The sequence below is a fragment of the Mycobacterium sp. genome (assembly GCF_025965855.1).
Taxonomy (GTDB): domain Bacteria; phylum Actinomycetota; class Actinomycetes; order Mycobacteriales; family Mycobacteriaceae; genus Mycobacterium.
The window spans coordinates 1-22,180 of the sequence record NZ_JAOPWB010000240.1 but is presented as its reverse complement, the minus strand read 5'-3'; the positions used below and the strand labels follow the sequence as shown (position 1 = coordinate 22,180).

Annotated in this window: 20 protein-coding genes; 9 read left to right on the top strand and 11 right to left on the bottom strand. The window is 66.7% G+C overall.

Going from position 1 to position 22,180, the window contains the following annotated elements:
- Positions 1–35 precede the first annotated feature (35 nt).
- From gyrB to dnaA, 5 genes are all read right to left on the bottom strand, one after another.
- Positions 36–2,069 (bottom strand): DNA topoisomerase (ATP-hydrolyzing) subunit B, encoded by a 2,034-nt coding sequence (gene gyrB, locus JWP83_RS20565; protein ID WP_297733905.1) that lies wholly within the window; start codon positions 2,067–2,069, stop codon positions 36–38.
- Positions 2,070–2,323: 254 nt separating this feature from the next.
- Positions 2,324–2,887, bottom strand: coding sequence for a DUF721 family protein (locus JWP83_RS20560; protein ID WP_297733902.1), 564 nt, complete (start codon positions 2,885–2,887; stop codon positions 2,324–2,326).
- Positions 2,884–4,041, bottom strand: a complete 1,158-nt coding sequence (recF, locus tag JWP83_RS20555; protein WP_297733899.1) for a DNA replication/repair protein RecF — start codon at positions 4,039–4,041, stop codon at positions 2,884–2,886. Before recF ends, JWP83_RS20560 begins: the two co-directional genes overlap by 4 nt.
- Positions 4,042–5,241, bottom strand: coding sequence for a DNA polymerase III subunit beta (dnaN, locus tag JWP83_RS20550; RefSeq protein ID WP_297733896.1), 1,200 nt, complete (start codon positions 5,239–5,241; stop codon positions 4,042–4,044).
- Between the two features lie 481 nt (positions 5,242–5,722).
- Positions 5,723–7,270, bottom strand: coding sequence for a chromosomal replication initiator protein DnaA (gene dnaA / locus JWP83_RS20545; RefSeq protein ID WP_297733893.1), 1,548 nt, complete (start codon positions 7,268–7,270; stop codon positions 5,723–5,725).
- Between the two features lie 589 nt (positions 7,271–7,859).
- On the opposite strand from dnaA, the gene rpmH reads away from it, so the two are divergent.
- The 9 genes from rpmH (at position 7,860) to JWP83_RS20500 (ending at position 14,360) form a co-directional block, all read left to right on the top strand.
- A complete protein-coding gene (gene rpmH / locus JWP83_RS20540) occupies positions 7,860–8,003 on the top strand; it encodes a 50S ribosomal protein L34 (RefSeq protein WP_077100535.1) in 144 nt (47 codons plus the stop codon).
- 23 nt (positions 8,004–8,026) lie between these two features.
- On the top strand, positions 8,027–8,383 hold the full coding sequence (gene rnpA / locus JWP83_RS20535) for a ribonuclease P protein component (protein ID WP_297733882.1): 357 nt from the start codon (positions 8,027–8,029) through the stop codon (positions 8,381–8,383).
- Between the two features lie 89 nt (positions 8,384–8,472).
- Positions 8,473–8,739 (top strand): membrane protein insertion efficiency factor YidD, encoded by a 267-nt coding sequence (gene yidD / locus JWP83_RS20530; RefSeq protein WP_297733931.1) that lies wholly within the window; start codon positions 8,473–8,475, stop codon positions 8,737–8,739.
- The gene (yidC, locus tag JWP83_RS20525; protein ID WP_297733879.1) at positions 8,723–9,865 is read left to right on the top strand and encodes a membrane protein insertase YidC; all 1,143 of its coding nucleotides are present in this window, start codon (positions 8,723–8,725) and stop codon (positions 9,863–9,865) included. Before yidD ends, yidC begins: the two co-directional genes overlap by 17 nt.
- Positions 9,866–9,956: 91 nt before the next feature.
- Complete coding sequence (locus tag JWP83_RS20520; RefSeq protein WP_297733876.1) at positions 9,957–10,532, top strand: R3H domain-containing nucleic acid-binding protein; 576 nt, start codon at positions 9,957–9,959, stop codon at positions 10,530–10,532.
- A gap of 83 nt (positions 10,533–10,615) precedes the next feature.
- Entirely contained in the window at positions 10,616–11,344 is a 729-nt protein-coding gene (gene rsmG / locus JWP83_RS20515) for a 16S rRNA (guanine(527)-N(7))-methyltransferase RsmG (RefSeq protein ID WP_297733928.1), read from the top strand.
- Positions 11,239–12,321, top strand: coding sequence for a ParA family protein (locus JWP83_RS20510; RefSeq protein WP_297733873.1), 1,083 nt, complete (start codon positions 11,239–11,241; stop codon positions 12,319–12,321). The genes rsmG and JWP83_RS20510 overlap by 106 nt, the downstream gene beginning before the upstream one ends.
- Before the next feature lie 23 nt (positions 12,322–12,344).
- On the top strand, positions 12,345–13,328 hold the full coding sequence (locus JWP83_RS20505) for a ParB/RepB/Spo0J family partition protein (RefSeq protein WP_297733870.1): 984 nt from the start codon (positions 12,345–12,347) through the stop codon (positions 13,326–13,328).
- A 276-nt stretch (positions 13,329–13,604) separates the two neighbouring features.
- Positions 13,605–14,360, top strand: a complete 756-nt coding sequence (locus JWP83_RS20500; RefSeq protein ID WP_297733867.1) for an acetyltransferase — start codon at positions 13,605–13,607, stop codon at positions 14,358–14,360.
- Here JWP83_RS20500 and JWP83_RS20495 read toward each other — a convergent pair.
- From JWP83_RS20495 to murJ, 6 genes are all read right to left on the bottom strand, one after another.
- Positions 14,357–15,577, bottom strand: a complete 1,221-nt coding sequence (locus JWP83_RS20495) for an N-acetylmuramoyl-L-alanine amidase (RefSeq protein ID WP_297733864.1) — start codon at positions 15,575–15,577, stop codon at positions 14,357–14,359. The two genes, JWP83_RS20500 and JWP83_RS20495, sit on opposite strands and share 4 nt — an antisense overlap.
- A gap of 132 nt (positions 15,578–15,709) precedes the next feature.
- Positions 15,710–16,063 (bottom strand): thioredoxin, encoded by a 354-nt coding sequence (trxA, locus tag JWP83_RS20490; protein ID WP_297733861.1) that lies wholly within the window; start codon positions 16,061–16,063, stop codon positions 15,710–15,712.
- Positions 16,060–17,064, bottom strand: a complete 1,005-nt coding sequence (gene trxB, locus JWP83_RS20485; protein ID WP_297733857.1) for a thioredoxin-disulfide reductase — start codon at positions 17,062–17,064, stop codon at positions 16,060–16,062. Before trxB ends, trxA begins: the two co-directional genes overlap by 4 nt.
- A 189-nt stretch (positions 17,065–17,253) precedes the next feature.
- Complete coding sequence (locus JWP83_RS20480) at positions 17,254–17,994, bottom strand: hypothetical protein (RefSeq protein ID WP_297733854.1); 741 nt, start codon at positions 17,992–17,994, stop codon at positions 17,254–17,256.
- A gap of 53 nt (positions 17,995–18,047) precedes the next feature.
- Complete coding sequence (sigM, locus tag JWP83_RS20475) at positions 18,048–18,623, bottom strand: RNA polymerase sigma factor SigM (protein WP_297733851.1); 576 nt, start codon at positions 18,621–18,623, stop codon at positions 18,048–18,050.
- A gap of 63 nt (positions 18,624–18,686) precedes the next feature.
- The coding region (gene murJ, locus JWP83_RS20470) for a murein biosynthesis integral membrane protein MurJ (protein ID WP_297733848.1) at positions 18,687–22,180 on the bottom strand (3,494 nt) is incomplete at its 5' end.

Here is a 22,180-nt window from a genome sequence, read left to right as displayed (position 1 = left end):
CTCGTTTGCATCTCACCGAAGGCATGTCTGATCGATCAGACATCCAGGAAGCGGACGTCCTTGGCATTGCGCGTGATAAAGCTGCGCCGGGCCTCCACATCCTCGCCCATCAGGATGGAGAACAGCTCGTCGGCCGCAGCGGCGTCGTCAAGGGTGATTTGCCGCAGCACCCGGACCGACGGGTCCATCGTGGTCTCCCACAATTCTTTGGCGTCCATTTCGCCCAGACCCTTGTAGCGCTGGATGCCGTCTTCCTTGTTGATCTTCTTGCCGGCCTTCTGCCCCGCCTCCAGCAGGCCGTCGCGCTCGCGGTCGGAGTAGGCGAATTCGGGATCGCTGCGCTGCCACTTCAGCTTGTACAGCGGTGGCTGCGCCAAAAACACGTGCCCGTTTTCGATCAGTGGCCGCATGAACCGGAACAACAACGTCAACAGCAGCGTCGACATGTGCTGGCCGTCCACGTCGGCGTCGGCCATCAGCACGATCTTGTGGTAGCGCAACTTGGTGAGGTCGAACTCGTCGTGGATGCCGGTGCCCAACGCGGTGATGATCGCCTGCACTTCGGTGTTCTTCAGCACCCGGTCGATGCGTGCCTTCTCGACGTTGATGATCTTGCCGCGCAAGGGAAGGATGGCCTGAAACATGGAATCCCGGCCGCTCTTGGCGGAGCCGCCGGCCGAATCGCCCTCCACCACATATAGTTCGGACTTTCGCGGGTCCGTCGAGCGGCAGTCGGCGAGCTTGCCTGGCAGCCCACCGAGGTCGGTGGCGCTCTTGCGGCGCACCAGTTCCCGTGCCTTGCGCGCCGCGATACGCGCTTGCGCCGACGACACCGCTTTGTTCACAACGGTTTTCGCTTCGGACGGGTTCGCCTCGAACCAGTGCGTCAGCTGTTCGTTGCATACCTTCTGCACGAACGACTTGACCTCGGTGTTGCCCAGCTTGGTCTTGGTCTGGCCCTCGAACTGCGGTTCGGCGACCTTGACGGAAATGACAGCCGCCAGGCCCTCCCGGATGTCGTCGCCCGTGAGGTTGGCGTCCTTGTCCTTCAGCAGCTTCTTGTCTTTGGCGTATTTGTTGACCACCGACGTCAACGCGCTGCGGAAGCCCTCTTCGTGGGTGCCGCCCTCGTGGGTATTGATGGTGTTGGCGAAGGTGTGCACCGATTCCGAATATCCACCGTTCCACTGCATCGCGATTTCCACCTCGTGGCCGGTGCCTTTGCCTTCGAAGTCGATGATGCTCTGCTGGATCGGGCTCTTGGTGCGGTTGATGTGCTTGACGAAGTCGACCAGGCCGCCCGGATAGTGGAACGTCCGGCGCTTAACCTTGTGCGGGGCGGTCGATTCGGCCGCCTTTTCTTCGGCGGACTTGGGCGCCTCAGCGGTGTCGCTGACCACCTCGTCGACGACCTCGTCTTGTTGCACCCGCTCGTCAGTGAGGTTGATCGTCAGACCCTTGTTTAGAAACGCCATTTCCTGCAGCCGGCGCGCCACCGTCTCGAAGTCGTACTCGAGGGTTTCGAAGATGTCCGGATCGGCCCAGAACCTGATGGTGGTTCCCGTTTTCTTGGTGGCCTCGCCCTGCTTGAGGGTGCCCGGCACGGCGCGGTCATAGAACTGCGACCACTCGTGTCCATCGCGCTTGACGTCGACTTCCAGCCGGGCCGACAGCGCGTTCACCACCGATACCCCAACCCCGTGCAGTCCGCCACTGACGTTATATCCACTGTTCTCGCCGCCGAACTTGCCGCCGGCGTGCAGTTGGGTCATCACCACGTCGACCGTCGGCGCCCCGGTGGCGTGCATCGCCACCGGGATACCACGCCCGTTGTCGACCACCTCGACCCCACCGTCGTCGAGCAACCGCACGTCGACCTGGTCCGCATAACCGGCCATCGCCTCGTCCACCGAGTTGTCGACCACCTCCCAGATGAGGTGGTGCAGACCACGCTCACCGGTGGAGCCGATATACATGCCCGGGCGTTTGCGGACGGCCTCCAGCCCTTCGAGGACGGTGATCTGTTCGGCGCCGTACCCGGCTTGGGCCTTCTTCTTCTGGGCAGCCACGATCGGAATGCTCTCCTTGGGGTTTCATGCGGGCGGTCCGGTCACCGCAGCAGTCGCATTCCACCACTCTACCGTGATCGGGGCCTGGCACCCATTCTCCGGGCGCGTTTCTACCCAGCTAACCGCGCCGTGCGCACGATTTCTTTATTCTTCCCGCGTCCCGACGTCCCTGATAGGAGTCTCTTTCGTTCTGGTGGCTCTGAGCCGCCTGTTGATTAACGCGCAACTGGGGACCGTTTTGGTCCCTGGACGCCTCAGCCGTACGTGTCCCGCGGCCCGCGGCCGGCGATGTGCCGGGGCCCCTTACGCCACGACGGTGCGGTAGGTCCGGTGATCTTCAGCGACCTCACCACACCGTTGCCAACCGCCGCGGCGATCTTGGCCAACAGTTGCGCCTGGATCATCCGCAGCTGGGTGGCCCACGCCGTCGATTCCGCCGTCACGCTGAGAACGCCCTCGTTGAGCGCGGTCGGGCTGGCATGGTCGGCGATCTGGTGTCCCACCACCGACGACCAGTGGCCCAGCACCGTGCCTTCGGCCACGTGCGACGACCAGCCACGCCTTTTCGCTAGGTCGCGGGCCAGCCGGCCCAGCGGTTGTGGATCGCGAACGTCCGGACCCGGCCCCGACCAGCTACGTCGCCGGCCCGCCACGCGGCGCGGCGCCGACGGGACCGCCCTTCCGCGCCCGGCGTCCTTTCCCTGCGCGCGGGCCGCCGCCCGAGCTTCCTCGAGCGTCCGCCGCACCAGGTCGATACCGGTCAGGCCGCCCGGTCTCTCTATGTTGTCCGTGTCCGTTGCGTCGTCGGCGTCGGTCATGACCGCACCACCGATACCCGGCCCGCGTCATCGTCACGCAGATCGATGTGCACCCGCCTAGCATCCCAGTCCGCCGGAATATCTTCCAGCACCGCCGCGGTCACCAAAACCTGCTCGGCTGATTCGGCCACCGACGCCAAAGCGCGACGGCGGGTCGCGTCGAGTTCGGCGAACACGTCGTCGAGCAACAGCACGGGCTCACCGCCGTCCGCCCGCAGCAACTCATACGCCGCCAACCGGAGCGCCACCGCCAACGACCACGATTCCCCATGGCTGGCAAAGCCTTTGGCGGGCTGGTCGCCAAGCCGCAACTCCAAGTCGTCGCGATGCGGGCCGACCAGACACATCCCCCGCTCCAATTCCGCGTCGCGGCGCGCCGACAGGGCGGCCAACAAGGCCGCCTCCAGGAATTCACGGTCGTTGCCTTCGAAGTCCTGCGGATCGTGCGCGCCGAGGCTCGCGCGGTACACGACGGCGGCGGCGCGCGATCCCGGTGCGAGCAACTGATAGGCCTTCTCCACCTCCGGTGCCAGCTCGTTGACCAAATCGATGCGGGCGGCCATCAATTGGGCGCCGTGCTCGGCCAGCCGGCTATCCCACACGTCGAGGGTGTCCAGCGCACTCCCGTCGCCCCGGTACCGGGCACCCGAAAGGGACTTGAGCAGCGCCGTGCGTTGCCGCAAGACCTTGTCGTAATCGGCACGCACACCGGCAATCGTCGGCCGGCGAACAGTCGCCAAATCATCAAGGTAACGCCGCCGATCCGCAGGGTCCCCACGCACCAAGGCCAGGTCTTCGGGCGCGAACAGCACCGCGCGCAACACGCCGACCACCTCCCGGGTGCTGCGCACCGGCGAACGATTCAACCGCGCCTTGTTGGCGCGGCCCGCAGCGATCTCCAGGTCGATCGCGCATTCCCGGCCGTCGTTCACCACGATCGTCGACACCACCGCGCGGTCCGCGCCCGTTCGGATCAATGGCATGTCGGTTCCGACCCGGTGCGAACCCAGGGTGGTCGAATACCACAGGGCCTCAACCAAATTCGTCTTCCCAAAGCCATTGGGACCGACGAACACCGTCCGGCCCGGTTGCAATTCTAGGTCGGCGTGTGCCCAGGACCGGAAATCACGCAGACCCAAATGCCGGACGTACACCTACCCGGGCAACCGGACTGGCATCAGCAGGTACACGTAATCCGTCGGCAACGCGGGGAAGGGTCCGGTGCCGGTGGGGGAGCTATTGCCGTCGAACGCCGGACGCAGCAACGCGGGCTTACCCGGGGTCGTGAAACCGAACGACACCCGCTCCGAATGCACCGACGCAAGCCCGTCGGTCAAATACGTCGGATTGAACGCGATCGTCAACGGTTCGCCAACGAAATTGACCTGGAGATCCTCTTCGGCCCGACCCACATCATCGGCGCCGGCCGCAAGCCGCAGTGACCCCTCGCCGAATTCCATCCGCACCTGCGCACCACGGTCGGCCACCAACGCAACCAGCTTGATGGCCTCGGTCAGCTCGGCCACGTTGATGGTGGCCACCGCAGTGTGCTCGGCCGGCAACAACTGACGAAACTTCGGGAACTCCGCATCGAGGAGCCGAGTGGTGCTGCGCTTGCCGTTACCGCTGATGCCCAACAACCCGTCTTTTCCGACTCCGGCGCCCGCGCCCAGCGACAACCGAACCTCGGATCCGTCGGCGCCGGCCTTGGCCGCCTCGGCCAGCGTCTTGGCCGGCACCAGCACCGCGGCCTCGATGTCAGGCGAGAGCGCCGTCCACGTCAGCTCGCGAACCGCCAGACGGAACCTGTCGGTGGCGGCCAAAACCACCGTGTCACCGGAAATCTCAACCCGGATCCCGGTCAGCATGGGCAGTGTGTCGTCCCGGCCGGCGGCGACGGCGACCTGGCCGATCGCCTCCGCGAACAGGTCCGCGGGCAGGGTGCCGGTGCCTTCGGGCAACGTGGGCAGCGTCGGGTAATCCTCAACCGGCATCGTCGGCAACGAAAACCGGGCGCTTCCGCAGGTCAACGCGACCCGATTGCCGTCCACATAGAAGTCGACGGGCTTGTTCGGCAACGCCCGGGTGATGTCTGATAACAATCTTCCGGACACCAAAACGCTTCCCGGAGAGGCTATTTCGGCCGCAACCTGGGCTTCGGCGGACACCTCGTAATCGAACCCGGAGATCGTCAGGCCGTCATCCGTGCCGGACAGCAGCACCCCGGATAGCACCGGCACCGCGGGCCGGGTCGGTAGGTTCTTCGCAACCCATGACACCGCGTCGGCGAATGACTCTCGCACCAGACGGAACTTCAAGTCGGTGAGGCCAGCTGTTGTCGTCGCCGCGTCCATAGCGTCCCTTTACCTGCCGAGTGTCCAAAAACCTGCACAAACCACGGTGGCTAGCCGCCCGTCGCTAGCAGTCGAACCACAACCGTAGATCTTCTGCGGCCATCTTGAAAGCTAATCGAAAAGGCCGACAAGCCGGGCCAACGGGGGTCGCGGCGCGGCGCGGGCAACGGGTGTCCCCAGGAACCTTTTTCAAAGAAGAATCAACGAATAGATCTCAGTAACAGTATTAAGGGCTGTGCATTCTGGGGACAGCCGGGCTTTGGTGCAGCTAGGGGAGCGGCAGAGTTGTGGAAGACGCGGCTGACAACGATCTCGGGCCTGTTGGGGCGGTGGGGATGGAATACGGATATGCACGGGACCCCCATTGCTGCACCGGTGTTTGGCGGGCTTGTGCACAGCGATGCGCACAACGCCTCTGGGTGTGACAGGTGTGACAGGGGTGCGAGAAGTTTTTTGAAAAACTTTGTCGGAAACGCCGGCGTCAGCGCTTGGACCGCTGCCGGATACGGGTGGTGAGTTCCTTGACGTGATCGAAGACCTCACGCCGCTGGGCCATCTCGGACAAGATCTTTCGTTGCGCGTACATGACCGTGGTGTGGTCCCGGCCGAATGCCTGACCGATCTTGGGCAGTGACAGGTCGGTCAGCTCACGGCACAGGTACATCGCGATTTGCCGTGATTGCGCCAGTGCCCGAGTCTTGCCCGGGCCGCGCAATTCCTCAACGGTGGTGTCGAAGTACTCGGCGGTGGCGGCCATGATGGTGGCCGCGCTGATCTGCATCGTGCTCGCGTCGGCGATGAGATCGCGGAGCACAATCTCGGCCAGCGCCTTGTCGATGGGAGTCTTGTTCAAGGACGCGAACGCGGTCACCCGGATGAGAGCCCCTTCGAGCTCGCGGATGTTGCGTTCGATGCTGCTGGCGATCAGCTCGAGAACATCGTCGGGCACCGCGAGCCGTTCCATCTGTGCCTTCTTGCGCAGAATCGCGATGCGGGTCTCCAGTTCGGGAGGCTGCACGTCGGTGATCAGGCCCCACTCGAACCGAGTCCTGAGCCGGTCTTCAAGAGTGGCGAGTTGCTTCGGCGGCCGGTCAGACGAGATGACGATCTGCTTGTTGGCGTTATGCAACGTGTTGAAGGTGTGGAAGAACTCTTCCTGGATACCTTCTTTGCCCTCGATGAACTGGATGTCATCAACCAGGAGGACGTCGACGTAGCGGTAGCTGCGTTTGAAGGCGACCTTGCGGTCGTCGCGCAGCGAGTTGATGAAGTCGTTGGTGAATTCCTCGGTGGAGACGTACTTCACCCGCATGCCGGGGAACAAGCGTTGGGCGTAATTGCCCGCGGCGTGCAGCAGGTGCGTCTTACCGAGGCCGGACTCGCCCCAGATGAAGAGGGGATTGTAAGCGCGGGCCGGGGCTTCGGCGATGGCCAGGGCCGCAGCGTGGGCGAAGCGGTTGGAGGCGCCGATGACGAAGGTGTCGAAGGTGTAGCGCCGGTTCAGGCTGGTTCCGCCGGCGGCGGCCGGATCGGAGGTGTGCGGACGGTCGGTGAAGTAGTTGGGCCAGCTCTGCTCGGCGCCACCCGCGCCCTCGCCGTTTTCGTCAGCCTCGTCGGCGTCGATCGACGTGTCCAGTGCGTCGTCGTCGGCTTGGCCCAAGGTGTCGACTTGCGGGAAGGCGTCGGCCTGGGCGAAGAAACTCTCGTCGGCGTCCTCGGGGGGCGGAGCGATGCGCACCCCGAGTTGGATCTGCTGCCCGAGCCGACGGCTGAGCGCGTCGGTGATGGGTGCGCGGAGATGACGTTCGATCTCGTTTTGGACGAAGCTGCTCGGAACCGACAACAGAGCAAACCCCTCGACGATCGTCAGCGGCTGGACCAGGTTCAGCCACGCCCTTTGCTGGGGGGTCAGGGGGGTTACGAGGGCGGTGCGATTAGTGGCAACGCCGTCTGCGGGGGACTCGCCGTTGAGCTCGGAGACGACCGCGTTCCAAACTGTTGTGAATCCTGAACCGGGGTCATCGGTCAACGACGTAATCTCCCTGGTTCTCGCAGATCCCGGGTCGAGGGGCGACCACGCTTGACGACAAAACAACTGTCCACATGGTTATGCACAGGTGTGGACAGGATGATCGTAGAGGAGCCGCAGCCTACCGGCGACGGCCCGCGATCTCCGTGCTGATGGCAACCCGTGCGGGTCACCTAGACAGCTAGTCGATCCGCCATCCTCGCTTCGTCGTCGAGCGCCGCTCCACTCTGAAACGGCATTGCCCGAAGTTAACAGTTTTCCGTGCGGCTGCCAACCGTTCTGCTGCATTCCAATCGGCTTCTTTAGGGTGATTCGGGGCGTGCTTGCTGCTTGTTCTCCTATGGTGCCGCAGGGACGGCGTCGAGAACTTCGGTTTTCACGGATGTGTGAGTTGGGTGCGTTTGCGGCAGACCAAGTTTGACCCAGCGAAGGCGCGTCAGTACCCTCAAACAGTCGCCCGAAAGTCGGCGATACGGCTGCGACCCAGACTAAGCACGGGGACCGCGCCGGCCAGCAGCAAGACCCACTCCAACCGACCCGCGGACGAATGACGTGAGCGGCCGGATGGTTCGAATACGAGGAGAACGCCGTGGCCAAGGGCAAGCGGACCTTCCAGCCGAATAACCGGCGCCGAGCCCGAGTGCACGGTTTCCGCCTGCGGATGCGCACCCGTGCCGGGCGATCGATCGTCTCCAGCCGGCGGCGCAAAGGCCGCCGCGCGTTAACTGCCTGATTGCAGCGCCAGGTCTTTCGGCGGTGCTTTCCGCGCGCAACCGCATGAGGCGGTCAACGGAGTTTGACGCCGCGATGAAGTACGGGGTGCGCGCGGCGCAACCCGATCTCGTCGTGCACGTCCGGCGGGCTCCGGAGGACGCCACGGGTCCGCGCGTGGGGCTGATCATCGCTAAACCGGTGGGATCGGCCGTGGAGCGCCATCGCGTCGCGCGCCGGCTGCGCCACGCCGCCCGGGCCATGCTGGGGGACCTCCACCAATCCGATCAGGTGGTGATCCGGGCGCTGCCAGGCACTCGGCAGGCGTCGTCGGCACGGCTCGAGCAGCAGTTGCGTCGCGGCTTGCGACGTGCCTTCGAGTCGGCGGGAACCGACCGGTGAGGCGGACGGCGCGGGTGCGCGCAGTTGCCGGCGGGGCGGGCCGGGCCACCGCGCGGGGGTTGATTTTTCTGATCCAGCTGTACCGGCACATGGTGTCGCCGCTGCGCCCGGCGACGTGCCGCTTCGTGCCAACCTGTAGCCAGTACGCCGTCGACGCCCTCACCGAGTACGGCCTCATTCGGGGGGGCTGGTTGTCCGCAACCAGGCTCGCCAGATGCGGACCGTGGCATCGGGGAGGATGGGATCCGATACCGGATCGACATGGATGCCGGGCGAGCTTCGAAGGCGCCGGCCCCGCAACCAGCCAAGCGGGGCCCCCCGCGCCCGAGCAACGGGAGAGTGAGTCTTTTGTTTGATTTCTTCAGCCTCGACATCATCTACTACCCAGTGTCGTGGATCATGTGGGCTTGGTACAAGTTGTTCGCGGCCGCGTTGGGACCGTCGAACTTCTTCGCCTGGGCCCTGTCGGTGATGTTCCTGGTGTTCACCTTGCGGGCCCTGCTGTACAAGCCGTTCGTGCGCCAGCTCCGCACCACCCGGCAGATGCAGGAACTGCAGCCACAGATCAAGGCACTGCAGAAGAAGTACGGCAAGGACCGTCAGCGCATGGCGCTCGAGATGCAGAAGCTGCAACGCGAGCACGGCTTCAACCCCATCCTGGGCTGCCTACCGATGCTCGCGCAGATCCCGGTGTTCCTCGGGCTCTATCACGTTCTGCGGTCGTTCAACCGCACAACCGGAGGCTTCGGCCAGCCGCATCTTTCGGTGGCCGCGAACCGGGCGACCGGGAACTATTTCTTCAGCCCGGCCGACGTGGCGCACTTCCTGGACGCCAACCTTTTCGGCGCCCCGATCGGCGCGTTCATGACTCAGCATGCCGGGTTGGACGCGTTCACTCACTTCAGCCGGCCCGCGGTGATCGCCGTGGGTGCGCCGGTGATGATCCTGGCCGGCGTCGCGACCTACTTCAACAGCCGCGCGTCGGTGGCCCGGCAGAGCGCGGAGGCGGCGGCCAATCCGCAGACAGCGATGATGAACAAGCTTGCGCTGTATGTGTTTCCGCTCGGCGTCGTCGTCGGCGGCCCCTTCCTTCCGCTCGCGATCATCCTGTACTGGTTCGCCAACAACATCTGGACGTTCGCGCAGCAGCACTACGTGTTCGGGATGATCGAAAAAGAGGACGAGGCCAAGAGGCAAGAGGCCGTTCAGCGACGAGCCGCCAACGCGCCGGCGCCGGGCGCGAAACCGAAGCGCAACCAGAGAACGGCATCGGCGAGCGGCAATGGCTCGTCGACGCGGAACGACGACGACACCGACGCGGGCTCCGTTGCCGGCTCGGATTCCGATGGATCCGATGACGGTGCCGGCGGGGCGAAGACGGCGACGGCGCAACCGGAGAAGCCGGATGCGGCGGGACGCACCAACGGCCCGACCAACCGCACCCCGCGGCCCGGGGCGCGACCGAAGAGACGGAAGCGCTGACGGGCGCCACAGCTTTATTGGGTCCCCCGGGCGAGTGACCCGAACTGGACGGGACCCCTGGATGAGCGAGATGAGGGAGAGAGAGAACGACATGACAGACGCCGATACCACCGAGCGCGACGTTGACGCGGAACTCGACACGGAAGCGCCGGCTCCCGAAGAGGCGGCGACGTCGGACCCGGGCGCCGACCAAGTCGACGACCAGGAGGACCGATTGGTCGCCGAGGGGGAGATTGCCGGTGACTATCTTGAAGAGTTGTTGGACCTCTTGGACTTCGACGGCGACATCGACCTGGACGTCGAGGGCGACCGCGCGGTCGTGAGCATCGACGGCAGCGACGACTTGAACAAGTTGGTCGGCCGCGGGGGTGAAGCGCTCGATGCGCTGCAGGAGCTCACCCGGCTGGCGGTGCACCAGAAGACCGGTGTGCGCAGCCGGCTGATGCTTGACATCGCGGGCTGGCGACGTCGGCGTCGCGAAGAATTGGCCGCGCTGGGCGACAAGGTGGCGCGGCGTGTGCTGAACACCGGCGAGCGCGAGGAGCTTTCCCCGATGACGCCGTTTGAGCGCAAGATCGTTCACGACGCCGTGGCGGGGGTTGCGGGGGTGCACAGCGAGAGCGAGGGCCAGGAGCCGTCGCGGCGAGTTGTGGTCCTGCTCGACTAAGCGAGTGACACCCGTGTAATTCGCGAATGCTCCTGACGGGACGCAGAGGATCGAGGATGTTTCACGTGAAACAAGACCATGAGATGTTTCACGTGAAACATGCCGACGGGGATGCGCCGGTGGAGGAGCGCGCGGAGCCCGGTCCGGTCAGCGACGCCGCAGCAGCCATCTTCGGGGGCCGGGTGGATCTGGCGCAGCGGTACGCCGAGCTGCTCGCCGGCCCCGGTGTCGAGCGCGGACTCCTGGGGCCCCGGGAGGTTGGCCGGCTGTGGGAGCGTCACCTATTGAATAGTGCCGTGGTTGGGGAACTTCTCGATCCGGGTGAGCGGGTGATCGACATCGGCAGCGGGGCCGGGCTGCCGGGAATACCGCTGGCGATCGCGCGGCCCGATCTCGAGGTCGTGCTCCTCGAGCCGATGCTCCGCCGGAGTGAGTTTCTCACCGAGGCCGTGGCCGAACTAGGGTTGGCGGTCGAGGTGGTGCGCGGCCGTGCGGAGGACCCCTGGGTACGCGATCAATTCGGCTCCCGGGACGTCGCGGTGTCGCGCGCGGTGGCAGCGCTGGACAAGTTGGCGAAGTGGAGTATGCCGTTGCTACGGCAGGACGGGCGGATGGTCGCGATCAAAGGGGAGCGCGCTACCGAGGAAGTGGAAGCACACCGGCGTGTGATGGTCGCTTCGGGCGCCGTTGGTGCCAGGGTGGTGACATGTGGCGCGAACTATTTGCGTCCGCCCGCAACCGTGGTTTTAGCGCGACGCGGAAGGCAGGCGCGCCAGAAGCCGGCACGGTCGGCAGACAGGGGGACACGGTGAGTTCTCCACACGATTGGTCCGGGCCACCCCCGCCGGCACCGGCCGTCGCGGAGGCGCAGCCCCAGGCGCCCGTCGCACCCGCGGATGCCGCGCCCTCCGATGTTTCACGTGAAACATCGGAGGAATGCGACACTCCGATCGGCGCCGCCGCCGAGCGCGCGATGCGGGTTCTCCACACGACCTACACACCGCTGCGTCGTCCGCGGCATCGGCGGCTCTTCACCATCGCCAACCAAAAGGGCGGCGTTGGCAAAACCACCACTGCGGTCAACGTCGCCGCCGCACTGGCCGTGCAAGGCCTCAAGACCCTCGTCATCGACCTCGATCCCCAGGGCAACGCGAGCACGGCGCTCGGCATCAACGACAGGCAAGCGGGTACGCCATCCTCGTACGAGGTGTTGATCGGCGAGGTGTCATTACGCGACGCCTTACGACCCAGCCCGCACAGCCCGCGGCTGTTCTGCGTGCCGGCGACCATCGACTTGGCGGGCGCCGAGATCGAATTGGTGAGCATGGTCGCGCGCGAGAACCGGCTGCGCACCGCGGTGGCCGAGCTCGACCAGTTCGACTTCGATTACGTCTTCATCGACTGCCCGCCGTCACTCGGACTGCTGACGATCAACGCGCTCGTGGCCGCACCGGAGGTGATGATCCCGATCCAGTGCGAGTACTACGCGCTGGAGGGCGTGTCACAACTGATGCGCAATATCGAGATGGTCAAGGCCCACCTCAATCCCCGGCTCGAGGTGACTACCGTGATCCTCACGATGTACGACGGACGAACCAAGCTGGCCGACCAGGTGGCCGACGAGGTCCGCCGGTACTTCGGAAGCAAGGTGTTGCGCACCGTGATTCCGCGCAGCGTCAAGGTTTCCGAGGCGCCGGGCTACAGCATGACGATCATCGATTACGACCCCGGTTCCCGTGGGGCGCTGAGCTATCTGGACGCGAGTCGTGAACTCGCCGAGCGCGATTGACCACCATCCGTGAAGGGACGACCATGACGCAGCCGCTACGTAAGAAGGGCGGCCTCGGCCGGGGCCTGGCTTCGCTGATCCCCACCGGTCCTGCGGAGGGCGACTCCGGTCCGGCGACGCTGGGCCCGCGGATGGGGGACGCGGCGGCCGATGTGCTGATCGGGGGCACGGCGCAGGATGCCGCCTCGGTGGGCGCGGTCTATCGCGAGATCGCGCCGGGCGACATCGAGCGCAACCCGCGGCAGCCGCGCCAGGTGTTCGACGAAGAGGCGCTGTCCGAGCTGGTGCACTCCATTCGTGAGTTCGGGCTCCTGCAGCCCATCGTCGTCCGCGCGGTGGCCGGGACGCCGAGCGGCGCGCGGTACCAGATCGTGATGGGGGAGCGGCGTTGGCGCGCCGCCCAGGAGGCGGGCCTGGCCGCCATCCCGGCGATCGTGCGCGAGACCGGCGATGACAATCTGCTGCGCGATGCCTTGCTCGAGAACATCCATCGGGTACAGCTGAACCCCTTGGAGGAGGCGGCGGCGTACCAACAGCTGCTCGACGAGTTCGATGTCACCCACGACGAACTGGCGTCCCGCATCGGCCGATCGAGGCCGCTGATCACCAACATGATCCGGTTGCTAAAGCTGCCGATCGCGGTGCAGCGGCGGGTCGCCGCCGGAGTCCTGTCCGCCGGTCACGCCCGCGCGCTGCTGTCCCTGGAGGCCGGCGCGGAGGCGCAGGAGGAACTCGCCAGCCGGATCGTCGCGGAGGGTCTATCGGTGCGGGCCACCGAGGAAGCGGTCACCCTGGCCAACCGTGGTGATGCGGCCGCCCCGTCGCCGCAACGGCGCAAGCCGATCCAGATGCCCGGCCTTCAAGACGTTGCTGAGCGGCTGTCGAACACCTTCGATACCCGGGTGACGGTCAGCCTCGGCAAACGCAAAGGGAGGATTGTGGTGGAGTTCGGCTCGGTGGAGGACCTCCAGCGGATCGTCGACGTGATGACCCCTCCCAAGGCATGACCGTCCATACGATGTAATTACGTCACTGTGACACCGCTGCGGTTTTGGGCCCCTAAATCGTGCGCTCCATGCGCCACATCTCAGCGGAGTTTCCATGTGCCTCAAGGCCTTTCGCCCTTTACCCGGCCGCCGACCCGGACCGCGGGCCGTTTTGCCGACCCCGCTGAAGTGGCGGGGCAAACACTGGTCCGATGAGGTCAAACTCTCCTATCCTGGAGAGGTTGCCGGGGGCTCCACAATTGAACGCTGCATTACCGCACGGAAGCCAGGAGGCTAGTGTCCGCTCGAATCACGCCGCTTCGGCTCGAGGCCTTCGAGCAGCTTCCCAAGCATGCGCGCCGCTGCGTGTTCTGGGAGGTCGACCCGGCGACCCTCGGTAACCAGGACCACCTCGCCGACCCAGAATTCGAAAAGGAAGCCTGGTTGTCGATGGTGATGCTGGAGTGGGGCTCGTGCGGCCAGGTCGCGATCGCCATTCCGGACGACGAGCGCAGCCACGCCGAGCCGCCCTGCCTGGGGTATGTCCTCTACGCTCCGCCGCGGGCGGTGCCGCGGGCGCAGCGATTTCCCACCGCGCCGGTGTCCGCCGATGCGGTGCTGCTGACATCGATGAATATCGAGCCCGGGCAAGCCGCCGACGATCTGCCGCATGCGCTCATCGCCCGCGTCATCGACGAGCTGGTCCGGCGCGGGGTCCGGGCGTTGGAAGCCTTCGGCCGCACACCCGCGGCGTCGGAGCTACAGGCTCCGCGAGTGGTGGAACCCGATGTCCGGCCGGTGTTGGAGGCGCTCGGCGACTGCTCGGTCGAACACTGCATCATCGACGCCGAGTTCTTGAAGGACGTGGGATTCGTTGTGGTGGCGCCACATCAATACTTCCCGCGGCTGCGGCTGGAGTTGGACAAGGGTCTGGGGTGGAAGGCCGAAGTGGAGGCGGCGCTGGAGCGCCTGCTGGCCAACGCGCAACTGCAAGAGCCGGTGGGGGCGGGTTCTACGGTGGGAAATACGTTGCAGATAAACGAGAGCGGTTAGGAACCGCCCAGCCTGGATGCCCGTTCCACCGACAATTCGTGAGCCAGCAGCTCGGCGAAGGTGAACGTGCCGGTGGGCCGGTCGTTCTTGCCCAGCAGGTAGAGCCGCTTGACCGCGGCGAGGATGCCCTCGGCGATGGCGTCTCGGGTCTGCGTCGAGATCAGCATGGCGCGGTCGCGCGGGTTGGTGATGTAGCCGACGTCGACCTGAACGGTGGGCATCCGGGTCAGCCGCAGCAGGTCCCAGGTCCGGCCGTGCGTCCGGCAATCCCGTAAACCGGTGCGGGCCACCACTTCTCGCTGAATGAAGTCGGCAAGGTTGCGTCCGATCGTGGAGACCGAACCGTGCGAATTGCCGAAGTGGAAGGAGGCCACACCGTTGGCCGACGGGCTGGTCTGGGCTTCGCAGCGCAGGCTGATCATCAGGTCGGCGCCGACGTTGTTGGCCGTGGCGGCGCGTTCGGCATCCGACGGGCTGCGATTGGTCGGCCGCGACAGGAAGGTCTCCATGCCAATGGCGGTCATCCGGCCTTCGAGGCGACTTGCCAAGTCCCACAGCACGTCTGCTTCGCTGACGGGTCCGGCTGGGCCCTGCATGATAGAGCCGTGGTCCGTGCCGCCGCGGCCCGGATCGATGATGATGCGCTTGCCCGACAGTTTGGGTCCGGATCGACGGACGAGCTCTTCCTCGCGGATGGCGTGCGGCGAGCCGCCGCTCACCCGTGAGCTCAGAAAGTACAAGGAGCGCAAGGTTTCCGGGCCGCAGATGCCGTCGGCGGCAAGCCCGTATTCGCGCTGGTAGGACATCAAAGCGTTGTGGGTCTGCAAGCCGAAGTGCCCGTCGACCAGGCCGGTGTAGAAACCGAGGTCCTGCAGCCGCGCCTGCAGGGTGGCGACGTCGTCGCCGTAGAGAGGGGCACCGAATTGGTGATACAGCGTGCGCGCGCCGAGCCGATAGGAGGCCTCCTTCAACGCGCGGTAGGTGGCCTCGCCGACAATGCCGTCCACCAGCAGTCCACGATTCTGCTGGAAGGCACGCACCGCCTGATCAAGGTGGGCATCGAAGACCTCCCGGGCCACATGCCGGCCGGTGGTGACGTCTTCGTCGGGATCGTCCAGCAGCCCTAGCGCGGCCAGCGTAGCCCGGATCTCGGTCACGGCAGCGCTGCGGTCACCACAGCGCAGCGCGTCGCCGTCTTCGCGGCGCGGACTCGACATACCAAGGGCCCTCCGGGACAAACTGACAGGCTGAATACGGGCAACCGCTAAGCGCTATTGTCGCAGATGCTTCTCAATTTCCGGAAAACCCCAGGCTGAGCGTGGGGCGTGGTGCAACGAACCAGGCGGGCCTCAGGTGAGGTTGGGAACCGAGTCGGAAAGCTCACGCAGCAACGCCGCCTTGCCCTTGGCGCCGACGATCCGCTTCACCGGTTGGCCGTCCTTGAACAGGATCATGGTGGGAATCGAAACCACCTGAAAATCGCGGGCCGTTTCCGGGTTGGCGTCCACGTCGAGCTTGGCGATGGTGAGCTGGTCGAGGCGCTCGATCGCGATTTCCTCCAGAACCGGCGCGACCATCTTGCAGGGCCCGCACCACGTCGCCCAAAAGTCAACCAGCACAGGCTTATTGCTCGACAACACGTCGGAAGAAAAGGACGCGTCGGAGACTTCTATTGTGGCGCCAGCCTTTTCGGCGTCGGTCATCGTGGTGCTCCAATCAATGTGTCGGTACCCGCAGCGTTTCCGGTTGCAGCCTCGTGTTCCCGTTCGGCCAGCCAGCGCTCGGCGTCGATGGCCGCGGCGCAGCCACTGCCCGCGGCGGTGACCGCTTGGCGGTAGGTGCGGTCCACCAGGTCGCCGGCCGCGAACACGCCGTCCAGCGAGGTGCTCGTGGTGCGGCCCCGCACAAGTACGTAGCCGTCGGGATCGACGTCGAGGACGTCGCGCACCAGCCCCGATCGCGGCTCGTGACCGATCGCCACGAAAACGCCCGTCACCGCGAGGGCAGTTAGGGTGTCGCGCAACCGCAGTCCGGTCACTGTGGTGTCGCCCTCGACCGCGGCCACGGCGGCGTTGGTGATGAACTTGATCTTGTCGTTGTTGCGGGCGCGGATGAGCATGATCTTGGACGCCCGGAACTCGTCGCGCCGGTGCACCACCGTCACGCTTCTGGCGAAGCGGGTCAGAAAGAGGGCCTCTTCCATCGCCGAGTCACCACCGCCGACCACGGCGATGTCCTGGTCGCGGAAGAAGAACCCGTCGCAGGTGGCACATGAACTCACGCCACGCCCCAGCAACTCCTGTTCGCCGGGGACGTGCAGGTAGCGAGGCGCCGCGCCCATCGCCAAGATGACGGCCCGGGCGCGGTGCGTTTCCCCGTCGGCGGTGACGACCGACTTGACCGGCCCCTCCAGGGATACCGATTCGACGTCTTCCATCCGCAGGTCCGCGCCGAACCGCAGCGCCTGCTCACGCATCTCCTCCATCAACTCCGGGCCGGTGATTCCGTCGCGAAAGCCGGGGTAGTTCTCTACCTCGGTCGTCGTCATCAACGCACCACCGAAAGCGGTGCCCTCGAAAACAAGGGGGGCCAGCTGCGCGCGGGCCGAGTAGAGAGCCGCGGTGTACCCGGCGGGGCCGGAGCCGATGACGATAACGTTGTGGACCGCGTCGTGAGCGTCGTGAGTGGAAGTGTCGGCAGTCATTCGGGCCTTTCAGGTACGGAAGCTACGTCTACGAACGCCAGCGTAGGCGCGGGTGTTCCCGGGCGCTGGGCACCACACTAAGTCGGATGGCGGCGACCCGCTGCGCCCGGCTACGCCGCGCGTGCGATCGGCGCTAGGTCGGATGGCGGCGACCCGCTGCGCCCGGCTACGCCGCGCGTGCGATCGCCGCTAGGGGCGCGGGACCTGCGTGTTGGCCAACAACCCGGTATCGGCGGCGCTGCAATTCAGCGCCACCGCGAAGACCGCCAGGTTGTCGGGCGTGTCGCCGGGCAACACCAGCAGCACGCCGGGGCGGGCATTGATGTCGACCGGCCGCGCGCCCAGTACCTGCGTGGACGCCGGATAGCCGAGGCCGCTGAGACAAGAAGCACGCCGCGCGGGGTCGCTGAGCGGGCCATAGTCCGGGCTGCGGTTGAGCAGCCCAAAGATCTCGTCCTGCGACAGCGGAATGGTCATCGGCGGCGTCGACACCGTGATGTGCTGGGCGGTTGCCGTGCTCGGGGTGGGCTCCGGCGCGTTGATCAGGGCCGCGGTGCCCACCCCGACCGCCGCGAGCACCGCCACCACGCCGGCCACACCGGCGATCACCCTGGCGGACCGGGGATGCGGCCGGGCCGAGTGCGCGACGCCGGTTGGGTCCGCTGAGCGCAGCGCCGCCGAGATGCGGGCGGTGACCTTGGGGGGTACGTCCGGCGCGGACGTCGGATCGCCACCCAACGTCGCGACGTCGCAGCGCACCTGGTTCAGGGCGCGCAGGATTTTCTCCGCCTCCGGGTCTTCGCGGACCCGTTTGCGCAGGCGGGCAGCGGAATCGTCGTCGAGGAGGCCGGCCTGCAGGTCGGCGAGGAGCTCAACCGTCAGGGGAGGGTCCGCCGCACCGTCCGCGGTTTCGTCGTCGGTTTCACCCATCCGCCCCAGTGTCCGTCATGCAAAGCCGCGCAGCCATGGGCGGGTCCTTGTCGCTAACAGGCGGGGCGGTCGGGCGCCGCGCGGACGTTGAGGTAGCCGAGCAGTTCGGCAAGCCGAGCCCGGGCGCGGGAACACCGGCTCTTGACGGTGCCCTCCGCGACGCCCAGCAGCGCGGCGGTGTCGGCCACCGAATAGCCCTGCATGTCGACGGCCACCACCGCCGCCCGCTGCTCGACCGGAAGGCGCATCAGGGCCCGCTGCACCGCGATCGCCGTCTCGACCTGCGCCGTGCGATCGGCGACCGGGTAGACATCCTCGAGCGGGGTCGTCGGGCGGGCCTTGGCGCGGCGCAGCCGGTCCAGGCAGGCGTTCATCACGATGCGATGCAGCCAGCTGCCGACCGCGGCGTCGTGCCGGAACGAACCCGCGCCGCGATGCGCCGAGAGCATCGCGTCCTGCAACGCGTCCTCGGCGTCCTCGCGGGTGCGGGTGGTCAGCCGCGCCAGCCGGTGCAGCTGACGTTGGTGACGGTGAAACAACTCATCGAACGCGTAGCGGTCACCGGCGACATGGGCTGCCAACAGCTCGGCGTCACTGCGTTCGCCCTGGCTGTTTCCCCCGAGACCCACGGCCGGACACTAACCAATCGGTGGTCGCGCGGCACTTCACCAACGGGGGGTCTGTGAGCGCCGTCAGGAGGCTGCCTGAACCGTGACCTCTGACAGGCTGGCCTGGCTTTTGCCGTTGGTGGTTCCCAACGTGGAGATCCACACCAGCACGTTCGACGTCGCCGAGCCGCCCCTGACCGGTATGACGTTGTGCCCGGGCTTGAGCGCGAAGGCCGGAGCCAGCACGGTGGTGTCTTCGAGGCGGGACGGTGCCGCCGTCGACGCCGAGCGGATTTCGACCTTGGTGCCACTGCTCGGGGTGTCGATGGTGACCTGACCGACCACGGTGGGGTTGGGCAGCTGCAACATCAGCCCTTCGCCCTGCTTGAAAGTGGGGAACGGGACGGCGTCGGTGTAGACCTCGGTCGACCAGGCGGTCGAGGGGTCGCCGTCGATCGCCTGCCCGGCCTGGCCGGCATTGTCGGGGTCTCCGTCGGGGGAGTAGACCGTCGCCTTGGTGGGTTTGACGACGCTGCCGGCGACCGCGGAACTGGCAACCGACGACGACGACGACGCCGACGACGGCCCGTTCAGCCCGAGCTCGTCTTTGTTGAGGCCACCGCCGACGTTGCCGAAGATCTTGCTCACCACCGACGCCAACACCAGCAAGGCCACCACGATGACGACGAGGGCGGCGCCGACGCCGATCAGCACGTTGCGGCGCCGGCGCGCGGCCGCCGCGTATTCACGACCGGTGGACACCCGGGTGGTGGGAGGCAGCGCTGGCGAATCGTCGATCGGACCGAGCACCTCGGTGCGGTCGGCCACCGCCGTTGCCTGCTGTAGCAAGTTCAAAAGCGTTGAGGCGCTGCGTATTCCGCCGTCTTCCTGAACCGCACGAACGGCGACCGCGGAAATCTGGAAGGGGATGTCGCGGTGTAGCACCATGGGTTCGACGGGATTACCCGTGGAATCCCGCTCGGCCGGCGCCAGCCCGCTTCGCACCCCGGACTCCGGCAACGGCCACCGATTGACCAGCAGCGCATAGAGTGCGGCGCCGATTCCGCGGATGTCGCCTTGCGGGTTGCCGTCGGGCATGGTCGCGGGGTAGGCCAGCACGACGTCGCCCTCGATGCTGACGCGGACCCGGTTGGGGTGGTCGATCGAGAGGGCGACACCAGCGCGGTGCGCCGCGTCGGCGGCGGCGGCCAGCGACTGCATCGCCCGGACGGCGCCGATGGGCGACGGCGAGGTGTCGGCCACCTCCTGTAGCGAACCGCCGCGGATCCACTCCGAGACGACCAAGCCGCCGGAGCCGGTTTGGACCACGTCGAGCACGCGGGCGATACCGGGCTTGTCGATCCTGCTGAGCCGCAAGGTGCGGGACAGGATGTCTTGCAGCACGTCGTGGGGCAGGGCTCCGTCGGAATCGACGAAAGTCAGCGCCACCTGCCGGTCGAGTTTGGTGTCCAGCGCCTGCCAGAACTGCAGCGGAGGTGCGCCGCCGTGGAAGACCAGCAGCCGGTACCGGCCCGCGGCGATGCGGGCGCCCGGGACAAGGTGGACATCGTCTGCCGAATCCCCGCCCCGCTCGAACGGGATGGGCCCGCCTGCGCTGTCGGCCGAGAGGTCGCCGTTCAGCCGGTCGGACGGGTGCGGCGCCGCGGGCCCGGGCGGGATGTCGGGCTGGAAGTCGTCGGCGACCGGCCTTGCGGGGTCGGGGGGAACTTCGGCGCCTGACCCCAAGCCGGATCCAGCGCTGGATGCGCTTTCCACTGGGCGGTCGGTCACCTCCGGTCCTTTCGCTATTCGGGCGCTGGCTACCCGCTCCGGAGGCCTGCGCCGGATCGGCTCCTGGACCGCATTTACCCCCGGCGGGGACGAATTCCTCTGCTCAGGGTACGTGACGCGGCCCTGCCGAGACGATCCCTCCGGAGCAGCCGGTTTGCGCGAAGCTACCGGGGTGCTCGGGCCGCGGCCAGAAATTCGGCGCCTGAGCGCATCAACGGCCGCCTGCGCTTCGGGCACCCGCGCCCGGACCATGACCGTACCCATGATCGGCAACATGATGATTGCCAGCACCAACAGCCGCAGCAGCGAGCCCGCGCCGCCGTGCGCCGTCAGCCTGGCGAGCCCGAGCAGCCGGTCGGCCACGAGGGCAACCAGGCCGGCCAGCATCGACGCGACGATCGTCACCAGGATTGTCCGCACCGCACCGACACCGATCAGGTGGCCGCCCCTGGGCAGCAGCGCGCGTCGCAGCAAGTAGTAACCGACGACCGCGCCGGCCAGGAATCCGATGCCGTTGGCCAGGCCGAGAAAACCGGCCACCAGCTTGGGGTCGTCGGTGAGGTGGGGCGCCAGCACCGAGCCGACGATCTTGACGGCGGTGATGACGAGGATGAGCACGATCGGCGTCCAGGGTTGCTCGCGCGCGTAGAAGACGCGCAGCTGCAGGAGCACCAGGCCGTACGGGATCAACGTGAACGCCGACAACGCGATCGCTACGCCCAGATATCCGGCGTCGACCTCCCCGAAATGCCCGTAGGCGAAGAGCGCGCTGCCGATCGCCGGGCCGCCGACGGTCATGAACGCCACGATCGGGATCAGCGTGATCAGCGTCAGCCGGGTCGCCAGCGACAGGTCGGCGAGCACGGCCCCGGTGTCGTCGGCGGCCGCGTTTCGGCTCAGCCGCGGCATCACCACGGTCAGCACGGTCACGCCGATCATGCCGTACGGCAGCTGCAGCACCAGCCAGGTGTAGTTGTAGATCGCAGGGCCGGAAGCGGCCGCGGTGCTGGCGATCTGGTTGCCGATCACCAGGCCGAGCTGGCTAATGACTACGTAGAGCACCATCGCCGCGGCCATCGCGCCGAACCGTTTGAGGCGCTGGTCGATTCCCCACAGCGGGCGCAGGCTCACGCGCTGTCGCTTCAGCGCCAGCAGCAGCACGCCGGTCTGCGCAAACACCCCGAGCGTGGTGCCGATGCCGAGCACCAGCAGCTTGGCGTTGCCCATCCGGACGGGGTCGACGGAGAGCTCGCCGGGGACCGCCAGATATACGCCAAGGGTCGCGAGCGCGACGACGTTGTTGACGACCGGAGCCCACGCCGTCGGCCCGAACACGTTGCGGGTGTTCAGGATCGCCATGAACACCGACGTCAGCCCGTAGGCGAGCACCTGCGGGAGCAGCAGGTAGGCGAAGGCGGTGGTCAGTGCTTCGTTGACCTGCGGGGCGCGGCCCAGCATCAGCCGCACCAACAGGGGCGCCGCCACGACCGACAGCGCCGTGGCAAGCAGCAGCAGCGCGGTCGTCAACGTGACCAGGCGCCGCACGAACGCCGCGCCCCCGTCGGGGTCGCTTTGCTCGGCACGCGCGAGCACCGGCACGAATATCGCGGTGAACGTCGCCTCCAGCACGAGCGCCGCGACCAGGTTCGGCAGTTGATTGGCCACCGAGAAGGCACTGGACAGCGCCGCACCCAGGATGGCGGCCAACACGACGATCCGGGCGAAGCCGGTCAGGCGGCTGACCAGCGTCGCGAACGCCATCGCCCACGACCGCGAGACCAGCGCGG

Excerpts from the sequence above, each read along its gene's own strand:
- JWP83_RS20505 (WP_297733870.1), top strand. The coding sequence starts at position 12,345 with ATGACGCAGCCGCTACGTAAGAAGGGCGGCCTCGGCCGGGGCCTGGCT.
- trxA (WP_297733861.1), bottom strand. The coding sequence starts at position 16,063 with ATGACCGACGCCGAAAAGGCTGGCGCCACAATAGAAGTCTCCGACGCG.
- JWP83_RS20510 (WP_297733873.1), top strand. The coding sequence starts at position 11,239 with ATGTGGCGCGAACTATTTGCGTCCGCCCGCAACCGTGGTTTTAGCGCG.
- JWP83_RS20480 (WP_297733854.1), bottom strand. The coding sequence starts at position 17,994 with ATGGGTGAAACCGACGACGAAACCGCGGACGGTGCGGCGGACCCTCCC.
- JWP83_RS20560 (WP_297733902.1), bottom strand. The coding sequence starts at position 2,887 with ATGACCGACGCCGACGACGCAACGGACACGGACAACATAGAGAGACCG.
- yidD (WP_297733931.1), top strand. The coding sequence starts at position 8,473 with ATGGTGTCGCCGCTGCGCCCGGCGACGTGCCGCTTCGTGCCAACCTGT.
- JWP83_RS20495 (WP_297733864.1), bottom strand. The coding sequence starts at position 15,577 with ATGTCGAGTCCGCGCCGCGAAGACGGCGACGCGCTGCGCTGTGGTGAC.
- trxB (WP_297733857.1), bottom strand. The coding sequence starts at position 17,064 with ATGACTGCCGACACTTCCACTCACGACGCTCACGACGCGGTCCACAAC.
- rsmG (WP_297733928.1), top strand. The coding sequence starts at position 10,616 with ATGTTTCACGTGAAACATGCCGACGGGGATGCGCCGGTGGAGGAGCGC.
- JWP83_RS20520 (WP_297733876.1), top strand. The coding sequence starts at position 9,957 with ATGACAGACGCCGATACCACCGAGCGCGACGTTGACGCGGAACTCGAC.
- dnaN (WP_297733896.1), bottom strand. The coding sequence starts at position 5,241 with ATGGACGCGGCGACGACAACAGCTGGCCTCACCGACTTGAAGTTCCGT.